Below are 14,078 nucleotides of genomic sequence, written 5' to 3'. Positions count from 1 at the left end.
CCGCAGAAACCCTACACAAGACAGGCCAGACCTTTGACAGACCAACTCACCATTGCCGGAAAGACCTACAATTCCCGCCTGATCGTGGGCACGGGCAAATATGCGTCCTATCAGCAGAACGCCGATGCGGCGCGCGCGGCCGGGGCGGAGATCGTTACGGTGGCGTTGCGCCGGGTGAACCTGTCCAATCCGGAAGAAGACCGGCTTACGGATTTTGTCAGCCCTGACGAGTTCACCTATCTGCCCAACACGGCAGGCTGCTACACGGCCGATGAGGCCGTGCGCACGCTGCGCCTGGCGCGGGAAGCCGGTGGCTGGAACCTGGTCAAGCTGGAAGTCCTGGCCGATCAGAAAACCCTGTATCCCAACATGCCGGAGACCCTGGACGCCGCGAAGGCGCTGATTGCGGATGGGTTTGAAGTGATGGTCTATTGCTCAGACGATCCCGTCTATGCGCGCATGCTGGAAGACGCTGGCTGCTGTGCCATCATGCCGCTTGGCAGCCTGATCGGCTCGGGACTCGGCATCATGAACCCTGTGAACATTCGCCTGATCGTGGAGCAGACCCGTGTTCCGGTGATTGTGGATGCGGGCGTGGGCACCGCGTCGGATGCGGCCTTTGCCATGGAATTGGGGTGCGATGGCGTTCTGATGAACACCGCGATTGCGGCGGCAAAGGATCCAATTCGCATGGCGAATGCGATGAAGCACGCCGTCATTGCGGGCCGGGATGCGTATCTGGCGGGCCGGATGCCGAAGAAAATGTATGCTGATCCAAGCTCGCCCCTGGCCGGCCTGATCTGATCAGGCGAGGCCGAGCAAAGCGTAGAGCAACAGGCACATCGCGAACCCGACCAGGCTGATCAGCGTGGTGGACACGGTCCAGGTGCGCAAGGTTTCCCCGGGCGAGATCCCGAAAATGCGGCCGACCAGCCAGAAGCCGCTGTCATTGACATGACTGCCCGTCGTCGCACCGGCGGCAATGGCAATCGCCACCAGACCAAGCTGGGGGGCGGTCAGGCTGGCCATCGCGACGATTGGCGCGGTGAGGCCTGCCGATGTGATCATCGCGACGGTTGAGCTGCCCTGTGCCAGCCGCAGGATGACGGCGAGCACGTATCCCGTCAGCAGCGGGCCAAATCCGATTCCCAGGGCGGCCGTTGCGATCTGCTCGCCGGCCCCTGTATCGACCAGAACCTGTTTGAAGGCCCCGCCTGCGCCCGTCACGAGGATGACGGCGCCGGTGGGTTCGAACGCGCGGGCGAGAGCATCGGACATGTGCTTGCGGCCGGCCTCTGTCTTCGGGAACAGGAGAAGCCAGGATGCTCCGCAGGCAATGAGCAGGGCGCTGAACGGGTGGCCGACGATTTCGAGCACGTAGCGCACCGGCCCGTCCGGCAGCATGCCGGAGAGTGTTCCCAGCAGGATCAACGCCAGCGGCAGAGCAATCAGGAATATGGCGCGTTCCACACGGGGCATGGTGCTGGCGGTCGCAGAGGCAGGCTCGTCGAAGTCGAAGGCAGGATCGCCGACAGGGAGCAGGCCGCGTTTCTCGAGGAATATCGCAAGGAGCGGGCCCGAGACAGCGAGTGCTATCGCTCCGGTCAGGGCGCCGAACAGGATGACCCAGCCAAGGTCAGCGCCGATCAGTTCCGCGATCGCGATGGGGCCCGGCGTCGGTGGCAAAAAGGCATGGCCGACCGCGAGGCCCGCCATCAGGGGGAGGCCCAGCGACATGGCCGGTTTCAGGCGCTCATGGGCCATGGTCAGGATCAGGGGGGCCAGAATGATCAGGGCGACGTCAAAGAAGACCGGCGTGGATGCCAGAAGGCCTATGCCGGCGATGCGCCATTGATTGGTGCGGAATCCGGACGTCGAGGAGAGCTTGCTCGCGAGTGCGTCCAGGGCGCCGGATGCTTGCAGGATTGCGCCGAACAGCGCACCCAGGCCAATCACCGTTGCAATAAAGCCGAGTGTTCCGCCCAATCCGCGAGACAATGTGTCGAATGCGTCATCGGGTGCCATGCCGGCGGCGAGCGCACTGAAAATGGCAACCAGCAACAGCGCCGCAAAGGCGTTCATGCGCGCCCGCAGGATCAGGACAAGCAGGCCCGCAATGCCGAACCCGGTGGCGAGCAGCGGGCGATAGGCCGCCAGGGTTTCGGTCAGCTCCATGCGACGCCGCGAAGAGTCGTCCGGATACGCATCAATGTGTCATGTGCCGTGATGTAGAGGGTCTGCCCGTCGGCATCGCCAAAGCAGCAGTTTGCGGTTGCCATTCCGGTATTGATCCGGGCCAGCGCCTCACCCGCCGGGGAGAGGATGAAAACTCCGCCCGGGCCCGTGGCACAGATGTGACCGGAGCGGGCAACGGCCATGCCGTCCGGCAATCCGGGGGCGTCGTCGGACATGTAGGCCGCCGCGTCAAACAGGATGCCGGCACCTGACCCGTCAGGTGCCATGCGCAGGATGACGGGCGCTTCAGGATCGGACTGGCTGACATAGACGGTCTGTTCGTCCGGCGACAGCGCCACCCCGTTCGGGAACGTCATCGTGTCGATCAGGCGGGTGACGGTCCCGTTCGGGGCGCGCCTGTAGACGCCATTGGCAGTCTGTTCCTTGAGCGGGGACGCATTCATCCCTTCCAGGCCATAGGGCGGGTCGGTGAAGAACAGGGTGCCATCCTGTGCTTCGATGACATCGTTCGGGCTGTTGTATTTCTGTCCTTCATATGTCCCGGTCAGGATTGTCCGCGCTCCGGTATCGAGATCCATGGCTTCGACGGCACGCTTGCCATGATTGCAGATCAGGAGCCTGCCATCCCGCGAGATCGCAAGACCATTGGCGCCGGGTTCACGGAAACCGAGGGCCTGCGACCCCGGTATCCCGGACGGGTTCAGGAATTCCTGGGCGCCCCCGGCTTCAGACCAGGTCCAGCAGATGTTTCCCGGCACATCGGAGAAATAGAGACGGTTGCGGACGCGATCCCAGACCGGACCCTCGCTCCACGTGTAGCCGGATGCCAGGGATTCTAAATGGGCGCCGTGCGGAAACAGGCCCCGCGCCCCATCAGTCATCCATTCGATGTTGGCCGATGTCGCCGCAGAAGATCGCACAGGCGTGGCGCATGCAGCCGTGAGACCGGTGGCAAGAGCGGTGCCCAGAAAGGTTCGACGGGACTGCATCATTGGACGTCCACCTTGGTTTCGAGCGCGCTGGCTGGCGCGTCTGTTGAGTAGGTCTGGCTGATTTCAACGCTGGCCTTGCTGCGCAGGTCGGCAGCGGAGGCGCCGACCATGAAATCGAGGCGGCCGGCTTCAACCGTCCAGCCCGCATCACGCCGGTATATCGCGGCCTGGTCGGGGGTGAGCGTGAAGGTCACGATCCGGGTTGCGCCGGCCGGAATGCGGGTCCGGATGAAGCCGCGCAGTTCGCGCGATGGCCGGGCGATGGTGGCAACGGGATCGCGCATGTAGAGCTGCACGACTTCGTCCGCATCGACGGGACCGGTATTCGTGACCGGTACGCTCAGCCGGATTTCCTCGCCGGGGGCCGCAGACGCGACATTGCTGGTCAGGTCCCCATAGTCGAACTGGCTGTAGCCAAGCCCGTGGCCAAAGGGAAAAAGCGGTGTGATCGGAATGTCGATGAAGCGGTTCGTGTCGCGAGACAGGTCGGGATCGGCGGGGCGGCCACCGGGATACTCCGAATAGGTGTGCGGTACAGCGCCGGTGCGGCGCGGGAACTCCACCGGCAGGCGCCCGGCAGGAGAGACATCCCCCCACAGCACATCGGCCAGCGCATTGCCCGCCTCGACTCCGAGCATCCAGGTGTTCAGCACCGCGTCGGCGGCGTCCGCTTCTGTCTCGATGGCGAGCGGACGGCCCGTCACCAGGATCAGGGTGACCGGTTTGCCGGTGCTGAACACGGCTTCGGCCAGAGCGGCCTGATTGGCCGGCAGGGCAATGTCGGACCGGCTTCGCGCCTCTCCGGACAGGTCATAGTCTTCGCCAATCACCAGCAGGACATGGTCAGCGGCCAATGCAGCGCGCACGGCATCCTCGATTGTGGTGTCTGTCTCTGTTGAGGGATGGGCCCCCGCCACATAATCGATGCGGGTTCCGTCTGGCGCGTTGTCACGCAATCCGTCGATCAGCGAGACCACGTCGTCCACCTGTCCCTGAGCGCGCCAGGAGCCGAGCTGTGTCAGCCGGTCTTCGGCCAGTCCGCCAATCACTGCGAGATTCTGCGGGGAGCGGGACAGCGGCAGGGTTTGAGCCTCATTCTTCATCAGGACGATGGATTTGACCGCCGCCTCGCGCGCGGCGGCGCGGTTCGAGTCTGTCAGCAATGCGGCAACTTCCCGGTCCGTGTCATGATAGGCCATTGGCGTGTCAAACAGTCCCAGACGTTCCTTGGTCGTGAGAATCCGTGCGACGGCCGCATCCAGATCCTGCGCGAGACAGTCATCGCCTGCGACGGCCGCCTTGATCTCGGTCGGCAGGACGGCGCTCGTCATGTCCATGTCGACCCCTGCCTGCAGGGCCAGGATACCGGCCTGTTCACGGGTCTCCGCAACGCCGTGATTGATCAGTTCGGCCACGGCATTCCAGTCCGACACGATCATCCCGTCAAATCCCCACTCGCTGCGCAGAAGACCATCGATCAGGGCTTCGTTGCCGGTAGTGGGAACGCCGGCAATATCGTTGAAGGCGGTCATCATCGAGCCGGTGCCGGCGCGCGTCGCAGCATAGAAGGGCGGCAGATAGCTCTCCATCAGGCTCTGTTCGCTGATGTCCGCAGATCCATAGTCGCGGCCGCCAATGGGGGCGCCATACGCCCCGAAATGCTTGGTGGCGGCCAGAATTGTATCCGGTGCCGACAGGTCGGACCCCTGATACCCCTCGACCTGTGCGACGGCCATGCGCGCACCGAGATAGGGATCCGCGCCGGCGCTCTCGACGATGCGCCCCCAGCGCGGGTCCCGCGCAAGATCGACCATGGGGGCGAAGGTCCAGTGGAGACCGGAGGCCGACGCCTCGTCAGCCGAGATCCTTGCGGCATCCTGCCAACTCGTCGGGTCCCATGTGGCGGCCATGGCGAGGGGAACGGGGAAGAGCGTCCGATAGCCGTGTACCACGTCCATTGCGAACAGAAGCGGAATGCCGAGCCGGCTTTCCTCCACGGCCACTTTCTGGAGTTCACCGAGCGGTTCGGCCCCCGCGACATGCAGATAGGATCCGATCTCGCCGCGCCGCACCTTGTCCAACTCGTCTGGCGTGAGTTTCGAGTTCAGCGACTTGCTGCGCCCACCGGCCGCCTGGTTGAGCTGTCCCAGTTTTTCATCCAGCGTCATCTCTGCGACCAGGGCGCGAACGCGCTCGGACGCATTGGTCAGGCTGGAATTGGGCTGGCACGCCGCAGGAACGGTGACGGGACCGGCAGAGCTGGCTGGCAGGGGCGCGGCTGCCTGCGGCGTTGCGCAAGCCGTCAGAAGCGCGCCGGCCGCAACAAGGCTGCCTGCAATAGAAAGTGTTTTGCTCCACTGAGCATTGGCCATGATTCCCTCCCGCACTGCGCGCCGATTGCGCATCTTGTTAGCGCGATCATTGAGGGAGCCTGTCTGAATGTCAACGTTAACATTCCGGCCATGCGGAGTGGCACGATCCAGGAAGCGTCAGGTAATTGAAACGGCCTCAGGCCTTGACGAGTCCAATCTCGCGCAGACGCTCCATGAGATAGTCCCGTGAGGTGATGGGCGGAAATTCCGTGCCCCCTTCGGCAACGCAGCCCGGCAGGGCCTCGATCAGATAGTCATGATTGAAATGCAGGAAGAAGGGGGTCGAGTAGCGCGGAAAACGGGCGCGCTCTGCCGAGGGATTGAGCACACGGTGCGTGGTCGAGGGCAGCACGCCGCCCGTCAGCCTTTGCAGCATGTCCCCGCAATTGATCACGAGCGCGCCTTCCGGCGGGTTCACATCAAGCCATTCGCCCGATTTGTGAAGCACCTGCAGGCCGGCTTCCTCGGCCCCGAGCAGGAGCGTGATCACATTGATGTCTTCGTGAGCGCCGGCGCGTACCGTGCCTTCGGGCGGCGGGGTCAGTTGGGGTGGATAGTGCAGCAGCCGCAGGATGGAATCGCCGAATTCGACCTTGTCTTCGAACCAGGCGGAGTCGAGGCCGAGATGCAGGGCAACCCCTTCCAGAATCTCCCGGCCCATGGAGTCGAGCGCGTCATACAGGCCGCGAGTGGCCGCATCAAATCCGGGTACATCCGGCACACTGGGCGTATCTGCCATCGTCGCGCGATAGGGGCTGTCTTCCGGCAATTGTCGACCCGTATGCCAGAATTCCTTCAGGTCTGCCTTGGCGTGGCCCTTGGCGTTTTCTGATCCAAATGCGGTATAGCCCCGCTGGCCGCCGCCGGTCCGCCCGTCATATTTCAGCTTGGCGGCGTCGGGCAGGGCAAAGAAGGCCTTTGTGGCCTCCAGGTTGCGGGCAATGATTTCGGGATCGACGGTGTGACCGGAGACCACGGCAAAGCCGGTTTCCCGGAAGGACCGGCACAGCGCGTCGCCGAATGCCTTCTTGTCGGTACGGAACAGGGAAAACGGAACGGGTTTGAAGTAGTCGGTGGTCATGCAGGGGTCTCTGGGCGCGGGATCTGGTACAGGTTTGCCGCAAACTAGCACAGGCCGGCGGCGTCGCCATACGTAAGCCCACATATGTTGCAGCGCCTTGTATTCGTGGGGCGCGGTTCAGCCAGATCCGGCACCAATCTAAACGAAGTGACCCGGTAACCGGTCATAAACTGCAATCAGAGAGAATCGACACTTGCCCCTCAGGTCCAATATCTCTAGGGGTTTCAGGCGCTGGAGAGGTGGCCGAGTGGCTGAAGGCGCGCCCCTGCTAAGGGCGTATACGTTAACGCGTATCGAGGGTTCGAATCCCTTCCTCTCCGCCATTTCGGTATAAAACTGGGCACGCCGTTCGCCGCCGATTCTGCGCTATTTGCGGCGGCTAGGGTTCTCAGAAGCTCGTTCTTCGATCCCATGATGCGCACTTCGCGCTCGTCGACCTCGACGCGCTGAGCTAACGCGCGCAGATGATCGCGCCGATAGCCGCCGCCCTCCAACCGCATTTTCTCGCGGGCCGCTGCGGCGAATCTCTCGATCATTTCCGGCGTGACGGCCTGATGAGTGGCGCTGTCGAGCATGGCTTCGGCGCGTTCCGCGTCGGTTTTCGCCTGATCACGAAGGACTTTCAGACCGGCGATGCGCTCTTTCAGCGCCGGATCGTCGAGGTCGGCGACGCCGATCTCGATGGCGTCGTAAAGGCGTTTCAGCCGCAGCTCCGATTCCGTTGCCCGCCGGTTCAGTTCGGCGATGTGCTCACGGCGGCGCTCAGCGCGCTCTTGCCGTCGGTCGAGCACATCGACGAGAACCTCTTCCAGCCGATCAGACGTCAGCAGACGCTCCTCCAGATGCTGAGCAACCAGCGTATCGAGCTTATCCATCGGGATTGTCCGGCCCTTGCAGCCAGTCTCGCCCTGACGCGCCTTGATCGAGCAGGCGTAGTAGCGGTAACGCCCGCTCTTGCCAGTGCGGATGGTCATGGCGCCGCCGCACTTGCCGCAAAAGCAGATCCCCGTCAGCAAGGTTGGTCCTGTCACTACGCGTGGCGGCGCGACCTTGGGATTGCGCGCCTGCATCAGCTTCTGCACGGCGTCGAAGGTCTTGCGGTCTATGATCGGCGGAACCGGAACCGTCACCAGGTCTTCCGGCTTGGTCGGCTCCTTGTTCTTGCGATGCTTGCCCCATTGATGCTCGCCGATATAGGTCCGCCGGGTCAGGATGCGATGAACCTGTCCGATGCCCCAGCGGCCGCCGTCTCGCGTGAAGATGCCCCTGCCATTGAGATGCGTGGCGATCGCTTTGACGCCCATGGCCCCGCGCGTTCCGTCCCCTTCCAGGGCGAGGCGATAGATCAGCCGGATCGTGTCGGCGTGCAGCGGATCGATCTCCAGTTTCTTCTTGGTCTTGGCGCCGCGCTGTTCGGCCGCGACCACGCGATAGCCGACGGGCGGGCGCGAGCCGTTCCAGAAGCCCTGGCGGGCGTTTTCCTTGAGCGCGCGCAGGACGTGCTTGGCGTTCTCCTTGGACTGATATTCATCGAACAGCGCCATGATCTGGCGCATCATGACGTGCATGGGATCGTCGCCCATCTCCTGGGTGATGGAGACGAGCTTGACGCCGTTCTTGGCGAGCTTCCGGACGTAGAACTCCAGCTCGAAATGGTCGCGGAAGAAACGGCTGAATGAGTGGACGACCACGATGTCGAAGGCTGAGGGCTTGGACGTACCCGCCTCGATCATGCGCTGGAATTCGGGGCGCTTGTCGTTCGTTGCTGACGCTCCTGGCTCCACATAGGTCTCGACGAGTTCGTAGCCGCGCGCCTCGCACCACGCTTCGCCCTGGCGTTTCTGGTCAGGGATCGAGACGTCATGCTCGGCCTGCCGCGTCGTCGAGACGCGCAGGTAAAGCGCGGCGCGGAGCTTCACGGCGTTTTGCGGTGCGTTCATGATGCGCCTCCCGCTGCCTTTCGCCATTCCTCGCCGGTCAACGTCAGATCAAGCGAAACACGGTCGTAGAGGACTCGCGGACGCCGCCGGCGCCCTTCCGGTTCCATCTCGACCAAACCGTATTCGGCCATCTTCTTCAGCGTTCGCGACAAGTTCGATTTGGCGCGCCCAGTCATCTCCGCCAACTCGTCAAGCGAAGCCGGTGCGCGTTCGGCGATGGTCCGCAACAGTTCGCGATTACCGGCTGACAGCACCTGGGCAAAGGACTCGGTCGATGTGAACCATACCTTCGGATCGTCCGGCCCCGGCTTTTGCTCGCCGCGGGCGATCCGCATGGTGCGGGCCTTCATCTCCTCATAATCGGCGATGCCGATCTTCAACGTCGTCATTGCAGTACGCCTCGCTCCTTTAACACTGCATCCACCGTCTCCCAGAAATCGACGATCAGGCTCGCGGCATCCTGATAGTCATAGGGACGCACGGTCCGGAGCCGGTGGCGGTGATCCTGCGGTTCTCCGCGTTTGCGGCGGCCGACAGGATGAGCATTGTCGAAGCCGACAAGCCGCTCGCCGTCAGGTCCGTGCAGCGTCAGCGAATAGTCGAGCCCATGGGGCTTCTCCGGGCTAACGGGCACGCGCGTAACGACGAACTTCACCCAATGCCTGCCCGCAGGGTCGATGACGAGCACCTGGCCATCGAGATCGAGCAAGGCGTCAAGGCTCGGATCGTATGTCTCCTCTGTCATATTAGGTTATCTTTAGATGATAACTTTGTCAAGGAGCCAACCGAACCCAAGGGGCCGAACAAATCGTCGAACAGATCACCGAACCAGGCCTCAAACACATCCACTTCGGACGAAGTGACCGGCACGCGCTTCAGCCACTCATCGGTGACGCGCCAGTCGGTCAACTCTGGTTCGGGACGTCCACGCGGCTTCGGTTCCGGAATCTGCGCGTAGTCGTAAAGATCAATTTTTGCCGCGCGCGAACGCTGCCGGCGTTTGGGTACGGAATTGGACATGAAGCGACTGTGCCGCCCCGTAGTACGCGGAGAAATGCTCCGCATCCGGGTGAAGCGTCAATGGCGGCGAAGACAGGTGTTCGGCGGTGCTGCGCCAAATGCCTGGCCAATCAAGACGAACATGTTCCCCGATAAAGAGTAAGAGTTCGGCGGCTTTCGCCGTGACGGGTTTGGAGGTCGAGAGAGAGGCTCTCGGCCGACCTGTCGCGGAGATTGACCCATGACCAACCTTGAAACCCTGGACGGCCGGCGCGACGCGAGCGGCGGCTACAAAGTCGATATCTCGCGCGGAGAGCGGATCGGCCGCGTCTCCTCGGAATGGTTTTCCCGGCCGAATGACGAGCGCTATCTGTCCCTGTCGGAGCTCTACGCGTCGGTGAAGGGCCGCGCCGAGCGCAGCCGCACGCGGACAGTCGAGAGCGCGGCGATCCGCGTTGAAGCCCATCGCGACGATCCGGAAAACCTGGCGCTCATCCTGCCCGACGCCGAGGCGCCGGTCGCGCCGACCCATTGGAGCTTCGGCCAGCTCGCCAGCCTAGTCAGCGCGCCGGCGGCCTATCTGCGCCAGCTCCCGGCGCCGCTTGCGGGCATCAACCTGCAATACGGGCTCACCTCGCACCGAGCCGAGCAGATCAAGACGCTGGAAACCGAAGACGGGCGCACGGAACTGCGCGCCGTCACCGGCCCGGATTATGGCCGCATCTACGACCACGAACTCGTGGCGGCCGTGCAGAAGATCGCGGGGAACGGAACTGGCGATACGCGCTGGAAAGTGCCCGGCACGCTCGACTGGTCGAGCGGCGTCTACAATCCGATGGTCGACATCACCAAGGACACGACCACGCTCTACGCCTCCGACCGAGACGTCTTCCTCTTCCTGGTCGACGACATGAACCCGATCGAGGCGGGCAAGCTGTCCGACGGATCTCCCGATCTCTATTTCCGGGGCTTCTATTGCTGGAATTCTGAAGTCGGCGCGAAGACGCTCGGCATCGCCAGTTTCTATCTGCGCGCCGTCTGCCAGAACCGCAATCTCTGGGGCGTTGAGGACTTCCAGGAAATTAGCATCCGACATTCCAAATACGCCGCCAATCGCTTCGCGCACGAGGCGGCGCCGGCGCTGACCCGCTTCGCTGACTCCTCGCCGCGACCCTTCGTCGAAGGCATTCGAGCAGCGCGCGAGCGCATCGTCGCCCACAGCGACGATGACCGCACCGACTTCCTCCGCAAACGGGGCTTCTCCAAGGCGTGCTCTGCCCCACCGAGGTGGTCCACCAGTAATGTTAGTCCGGCGGTTTCCATGTAGCGGCGTTCATGCCGCCACCTGCCCACAGTAAGGCGGTATGAACGCCGCGGGCAAGATGGTTTGTGGAGCAGGTGGTCGGTAGCCCAGAGAAGAGTGTGGGCGCGCGGTGTTGTAGTGCCGCCGCCAAGCCTCGATCAGGATCTGGGCTTCCCTGAGATCGAAGAAGATTTCCCTCGCCAGCAACTCGTCTCTGAGCTTGGAGTTGAAGCTCTCGCAGTAACCGTTTTCCCATGGTGAACCCGGTTCGATATAGAGCGTCTTCACGCCGACCCGGCCAAGCCAGTCACGCAGCGCGGTGGCGATGAACTCCGGGCCATTGTCGGAGCGGATATGCTCTGGCGGTCCATGCGCGACGAACAGCTCGCCCAGCGTGTCGAGCACATCGCGGGAGTTGAGCCTGCGTTCGACGCGGATGGCGAGGCATTCGCGGGTGAACTCATCAATCACACACAGCATGCGGACCACCTTGCCATCATGGGTGCGGTCCTGCACGAAGTCATACGACCAGACATGCCCCTTGTGCATCGGCCTCAGCCGCACGCACGAGCCGTCATTCAGCCATAACCGGCCCCTCTTTGGTTGTTTCATTGGCACTTTCAGCCCTTCACGCCGCCAGATGCGATAGACACGCTTCTCGTTCACATGCCAGCCATCGCGCTTCAGCAGGGCTGTGATGCGGCGATAGCCATACCGGCCGAACCGCTCGGCCAGGGCGATGATGGCCGCTGTCAGCACATCCTCGTCCTGACGCGGCACACGCGGCTTGCGCTGGGTGGAACGGTGCTGGCCGATCACGCGGCAGGCCCGGCGCTCGGTTGCGCCGAGTGTCTCCACCACATGATCGACCGCTTCGCGCTTGCGCGAAGGGCTCAGAACTTTCCCTTGATGACTTCCTGAAGGATCTGGTTGTCGAGGGTCAGATCAGAGATGGCGCGACGCAGGCGCGCATTCTCCTTCTCCATCTCCTTCATCCGTTTGGCCTGGCCAACCTGCAGCCCGCCATACTCCTTGCGCCACCGGTAGTAGGTCTGTTCTGTCACGCCAATCGAACGTACAGCCTGGCCTGCCGTCTCACCGCGCGCGAGGCGCACCTCCACCTCCCGCAGCTTCGCGATGATCTCTTCAGGCGTTGATCTCTTACCCATGTTTCAGCTCCATATCTGAAGCCGGAACTAACTCAAATAATGGACCACTTTTGTGGGGGCAGACCAGAGATCCCGGGAGACGAACTCGGACCCTTGGTCGACCCGGATCGTCTTCGGATAGCCGATCTTGCCGCACACACGGTCGAGCGTGGCAACAACGTCCTCGCCGCGATAGCTGAACCGCGGATCGATGACAGGCGAGTAGCGTGAGTAAATGTCGATCAGCGTCAGTATGCGTATCTTGTGGCCACTCGCCAGCTGGTCGTGCGCAAAGTCCACCGCCCAGGCATCGTGGGAGCCTGTTGCCTCCCTGCGGTCGTCCCGGAGCTTGGCCTTGACCCATCGCTTCGGCGTTTTGTTGCGTAATTGCAGGCCTAGTTCGTTGTAGATCCGTCGAACCTTCTTCATGTTGATTACCCAACCTTCACGCCGCAGCATGACGTAGACGCGCCGATAGCCGTATCGGACACGCGTCTCACAAATCTCCCGGATGCGCAGTTCCAGAGCAGCCTGGTCGCGCCGGCGAGAGGTGTAGCGATAGGATTTCGGATCGAGGACCAGGAGCCCGAAGGCCCGCCGGATCGAGACCGTCCAGTCGTAACACACCTCGTTGACCAGCTTGCGCTTGCGGCCAGGCTTCAAAGCTTTCGCTTGATGACGTCCTGCAAAATCTCGCGGTCGAGGGTGAGATCGGCTACGATCCGCTTGAGCCGGGAGTTCTCCTCCTCGAGCTCCCGCAATCGCTTCATCTCCGACGGCAACAAGCCGCCATACTTGTTTTGCGGGAAATCGCAGTGCGATTTCTATTCCGCTTCACTCCAGTTGAAATACGTGGCCTGGCTGATCCCGGCCTTGCGGCACACCTCCGCGACCGGAATCCCTTCCTCGCCCTGCTTCAGTATGAACGCCTTCTGTGCGTCCGTGAACTTCGATGCCTTCATCGCTTTCGCTCCATCCCAGCCTGGGATCATTACGCGAAAACTCCAGCCTCAAACGAGGGATTTTTCGGGGAGCAGGTCACTTCGAAGCTTGGTTCAGCGGCATGAGGGGCTGGTCTACTTATTCTCCCAGAGGTGCAGAATACTCAGGAGTGCGGTCACGAATGCCAATGGCTGATCGAGCATCAAATGGTGGCGCGCCTCAGGTACGGCGATAATTGGGATGTCACCGCCCCCTAGCTCACGGATGTAGTCAGCCGAATCCTTGGTAAAGAGCTGACTCTTGGCACCATGAACGATGGTCTTGCGACCCGGCGCATTCACGAGTCGCTGGCCGATAGTGAGCCATTCCTCTGACTTATTGCTTCGCCGGAATACCTCGGGTGAGAATTTCCATGTCCAGTTGTCTCCGTCGCGCCGCATAGAATGATAGGCCATGTAATCTAGGAGGAAAGGCTCGCCAACCGGCTGGGGCGGGGAAAGGACGTATCTTTTGCGCGCCTCTTCATAGCTCGCGTAGGACCGCTTGGGCTTGTCAGGATCACCTGACCCCGGGCTGGAACGGCGTTGGTTCCAGTATTGCTCCAGGAGCTCGGCGCGCATGACCATGAGATCACAAATTACGAGGCCGGAGAAGTGATCGGGCGATTGCGTCACGGCAGTGAGCGCTGCGCCGGAACCGAAACTGTGCGCGACGATGGTGGGTTTGTGGCCATCTGCAAACAGATTGAGCGCCTCGGCAATCTCAACAAATTCGCGCCCTCTCGCTTCTGGATCGGCCTGCCCACGCATCTCCGAGTCGCCCATGCCGGCGAGATCGAACGCGACAACGTCATAGTCTTCGGCGAGGAATGGGGCGATGAAGGCAAAGCAGCGCGCGTGGGAGAGAAAGCCATGTGTCATAAGCACTTTCGGCTTGCTGCGGTCGCCCCAGCGAAAGTAATGCACTTTAGCATTGTCGATCTCCACATAACCTTCCTCGCGCGGCACTTTCAGGGCCGACACAAACCATTCCGGCAGATGCGAACCATCTCCAGCCCAGACGGGGCTGATATCGTCGGGAAAAACTGTCACTTTGGTTAACATAC

General features: G+C 62.4%; 11 protein-coding genes, 1 tRNA gene and 2 pseudogenes. 3 read left to right on the top strand and 11 right to left on the bottom strand.

The features are described 5' to 3' along the window. The first annotated feature begins 33 nt into the window (after window positions 1-33). Window positions 34-804 (top strand): thiazole synthase, encoded by a 771-nt coding sequence (locus HF955_RS16575; RefSeq protein WP_027836229.1) that lies wholly within the window; start codon window positions 34-36, stop codon window positions 802-804. On the opposite strand, the gene HF955_RS16570 is transcribed toward HF955_RS16575, so the two are convergent. The 4 genes from HF955_RS16570 to HF955_RS16555 form a co-directional block, all read right to left on the bottom strand. Continuing rightward, on the bottom strand, window positions 805-2,175 hold the full coding sequence (locus HF955_RS16570; RefSeq protein ID WP_291076688.1) for a GntP family permease: 1,371 nt from the start codon (window positions 2,173-2,175) through the stop codon (window positions 805-807). Then, the gene (locus tag HF955_RS16565) at window positions 2,166-3,188 is read right to left on the bottom strand and encodes an SMP-30/gluconolactonase/LRE family protein (RefSeq protein ID WP_291076686.1); all 1,023 of its coding nucleotides are present in this window, start codon (window positions 3,186-3,188) and stop codon (window positions 2,166-2,168) included. The genes HF955_RS16570 and HF955_RS16565 overlap by 10 nt, the downstream gene beginning before the upstream one ends. Next, a complete protein-coding gene (locus tag HF955_RS16560; RefSeq protein ID WP_291076685.1) occupies window positions 3,185-5,560 on the bottom strand; it encodes a glycoside hydrolase family 3 N-terminal domain-containing protein in 2,376 nt (791 codons plus the stop codon). The genes HF955_RS16565 and HF955_RS16560 overlap by 4 nt, the downstream gene beginning before the upstream one ends. Before the next feature lie 136 nt (window positions 5,561-5,696). Next, window positions 5,697-6,641, bottom strand: coding sequence for a 2-oxoglutarate and iron-dependent oxygenase domain-containing protein (locus tag HF955_RS16555; protein WP_291076683.1), 945 nt, complete (start codon window positions 6,639-6,641; stop codon window positions 5,697-5,699). Window positions 6,642-6,874: 233 nt separating this feature from the next. Here HF955_RS16555 and HF955_RS16550 point away from each other — a divergent pair. After that, window positions 6,875-6,964: transfer RNA gene (locus HF955_RS16550), tRNA-Ser, on the top strand. A gap of 576 nt (window positions 6,965-7,540) precedes the next feature. On the opposite strand, the pseudogene HF955_RS18490 reads toward HF955_RS16550, so the two are convergent. From HF955_RS18490 to HF955_RS16530, 4 genes and pseudogenes are all read right to left on the bottom strand, one after another. Next, window positions 7,541-8,581 (bottom strand): annotated as a pseudogene (locus tag HF955_RS18490) (recombinase family protein); the annotation flags it as partial. Beyond that, window positions 8,578-8,970: a helix-turn-helix domain-containing protein gene (locus HF955_RS16540; RefSeq protein ID WP_009802170.1), complete on the bottom strand. Its 393-nt coding sequence runs from the start codon at window positions 8,968-8,970 to the stop codon at window positions 8,578-8,580. The pseudogene HF955_RS18490 and the gene HF955_RS16540, both read right to left, overlap by 4 nt. After that, a complete protein-coding gene (locus HF955_RS16535) occupies window positions 8,967-9,326 on the bottom strand; it encodes a DUF6516 family protein (protein ID WP_009802169.1) in 360 nt (119 codons plus the stop codon). The genes HF955_RS16540 and HF955_RS16535 overlap by 4 nt, the downstream gene beginning before the upstream one ends. Then, a complete protein-coding gene (locus HF955_RS16530) occupies window positions 9,323-9,601 on the bottom strand; it encodes a hypothetical protein (RefSeq protein WP_206740500.1) in 279 nt (92 codons plus the stop codon). The genes HF955_RS16535 and HF955_RS16530 overlap by 4 nt, the downstream gene beginning before the upstream one ends. Before the next feature lie 220 nt (window positions 9,602-9,821). Here HF955_RS16530 and HF955_RS16525 point away from each other — a divergent pair, with 220 nt between their 5' ends. Then, a complete protein-coding gene (locus HF955_RS16525) occupies window positions 9,822-10,907 on the top strand; it encodes a DUF932 domain-containing protein (RefSeq protein ID WP_291076681.1) in 1,086 nt (361 codons plus the stop codon). Window positions 10,908-10,913: 6 nt separating this feature from the next. Here the strand turns inward: HF955_RS16525 and HF955_RS16520 are convergent. The 3 genes and pseudogenes from HF955_RS16520 to HF955_RS16510 all read right to left on the bottom strand — a co-directional run bounded on the left by HF955_RS16520 (window position 10,914) and on the right by HF955_RS16510 (window position 14,076). Next, window positions 10,914-12,052, bottom strand: a protein-coding gene (locus tag HF955_RS16520) for an IS3 family transposase (RefSeq protein ID WP_291075272.1) whose coding sequence is annotated in 2 segments (ribosomal slippage) — window positions 10,914-11,794 and window positions 11,794-12,052 — 1,140 coding nt in all. Because the reading frame shifts where the segments join, the coding sequence is not laid out codon by codon here. A 69-nt stretch (window positions 12,053-12,121) separates the two neighbouring features. Beyond that, window positions 12,122-12,993: pseudogene (locus tag HF955_RS16515) on the bottom strand (IS3 family transposase); the annotation flags it as partial. 114 nt (window positions 12,994-13,107) lie between these two features. Further along, entirely contained in the window at window positions 13,108-14,076 is a 969-nt protein-coding gene (locus HF955_RS16510) for an alpha/beta hydrolase (protein ID WP_233346312.1), read from the bottom strand. Window positions 14,077-14,078: the final 2 nt, after the last annotated feature.

It is taken from the genome of Hyphomonas sp., assembly GCF_017792385.1.
Taxonomy (GTDB): domain Bacteria; phylum Pseudomonadota; class Alphaproteobacteria; order Caulobacterales; family Hyphomonadaceae; genus Hyphomonas.
The sequence above is the reverse complement of the archived record's forward strand: the minus strand, read 5'-3'. Positions and strand labels throughout refer to the sequence as shown.

What these genes read in the sequence shown, in the direction of transcription:
- HF955_RS16570 (WP_291076688.1), bottom strand. Translation starts at nt 2,175, where the DNA reads ATGGAGCTGACCGAAACCCTGGCGGCCTATCGCCCGCTGCTCGCCACC.
- HF955_RS16565 (WP_291076686.1), bottom strand. Translation starts at nt 3,188, where the DNA reads ATGATGCAGTCCCGTCGAACCTTTCTGGGCACCGCTCTTGCCACCGGT.
- HF955_RS16560 (WP_291076685.1), bottom strand. Translation starts at nt 5,560, where the DNA reads ATGGCCAATGCTCAGTGGAGCAAAACACTTTCTATTGCAGGCAGCCTT.
- HF955_RS16555 (WP_291076683.1), bottom strand. Translation starts at nt 6,641, where the DNA reads ATGACCACCGACTACTTCAAACCCGTTCCGTTTTCCCTGTTCCGTACC.
- HF955_RS16540 (WP_009802170.1), bottom strand. Translation starts at nt 8,970, where the DNA reads ATGACGACGTTGAAGATCGGCATCGCCGATTATGAGGAGATGAAGGCC.
- HF955_RS16535 (WP_009802169.1), bottom strand. Translation starts at nt 9,326, where the DNA reads ATGACAGAGGAGACATACGATCCGAGCCTTGACGCCTTGCTCGATCTC.
- HF955_RS16530 (WP_206740500.1), bottom strand. Translation starts at nt 9,601, where the DNA reads ATGTCCAATTCCGTACCCAAACGCCGGCAGCGTTCGCGCGCGGCAAAA.
- HF955_RS16525 (WP_291076681.1), top strand. Translation starts at nt 9,822, where the DNA reads ATGACCAACCTTGAAACCCTGGACGGCCGGCGCGACGCGAGCGGCGGC.
- HF955_RS16510 (WP_233346312.1), bottom strand. Translation starts at nt 14,076, where the DNA reads ATGTTAACCAAAGTGACAGTTTTTCCCGACGATATCAGCCCCGTCTGG.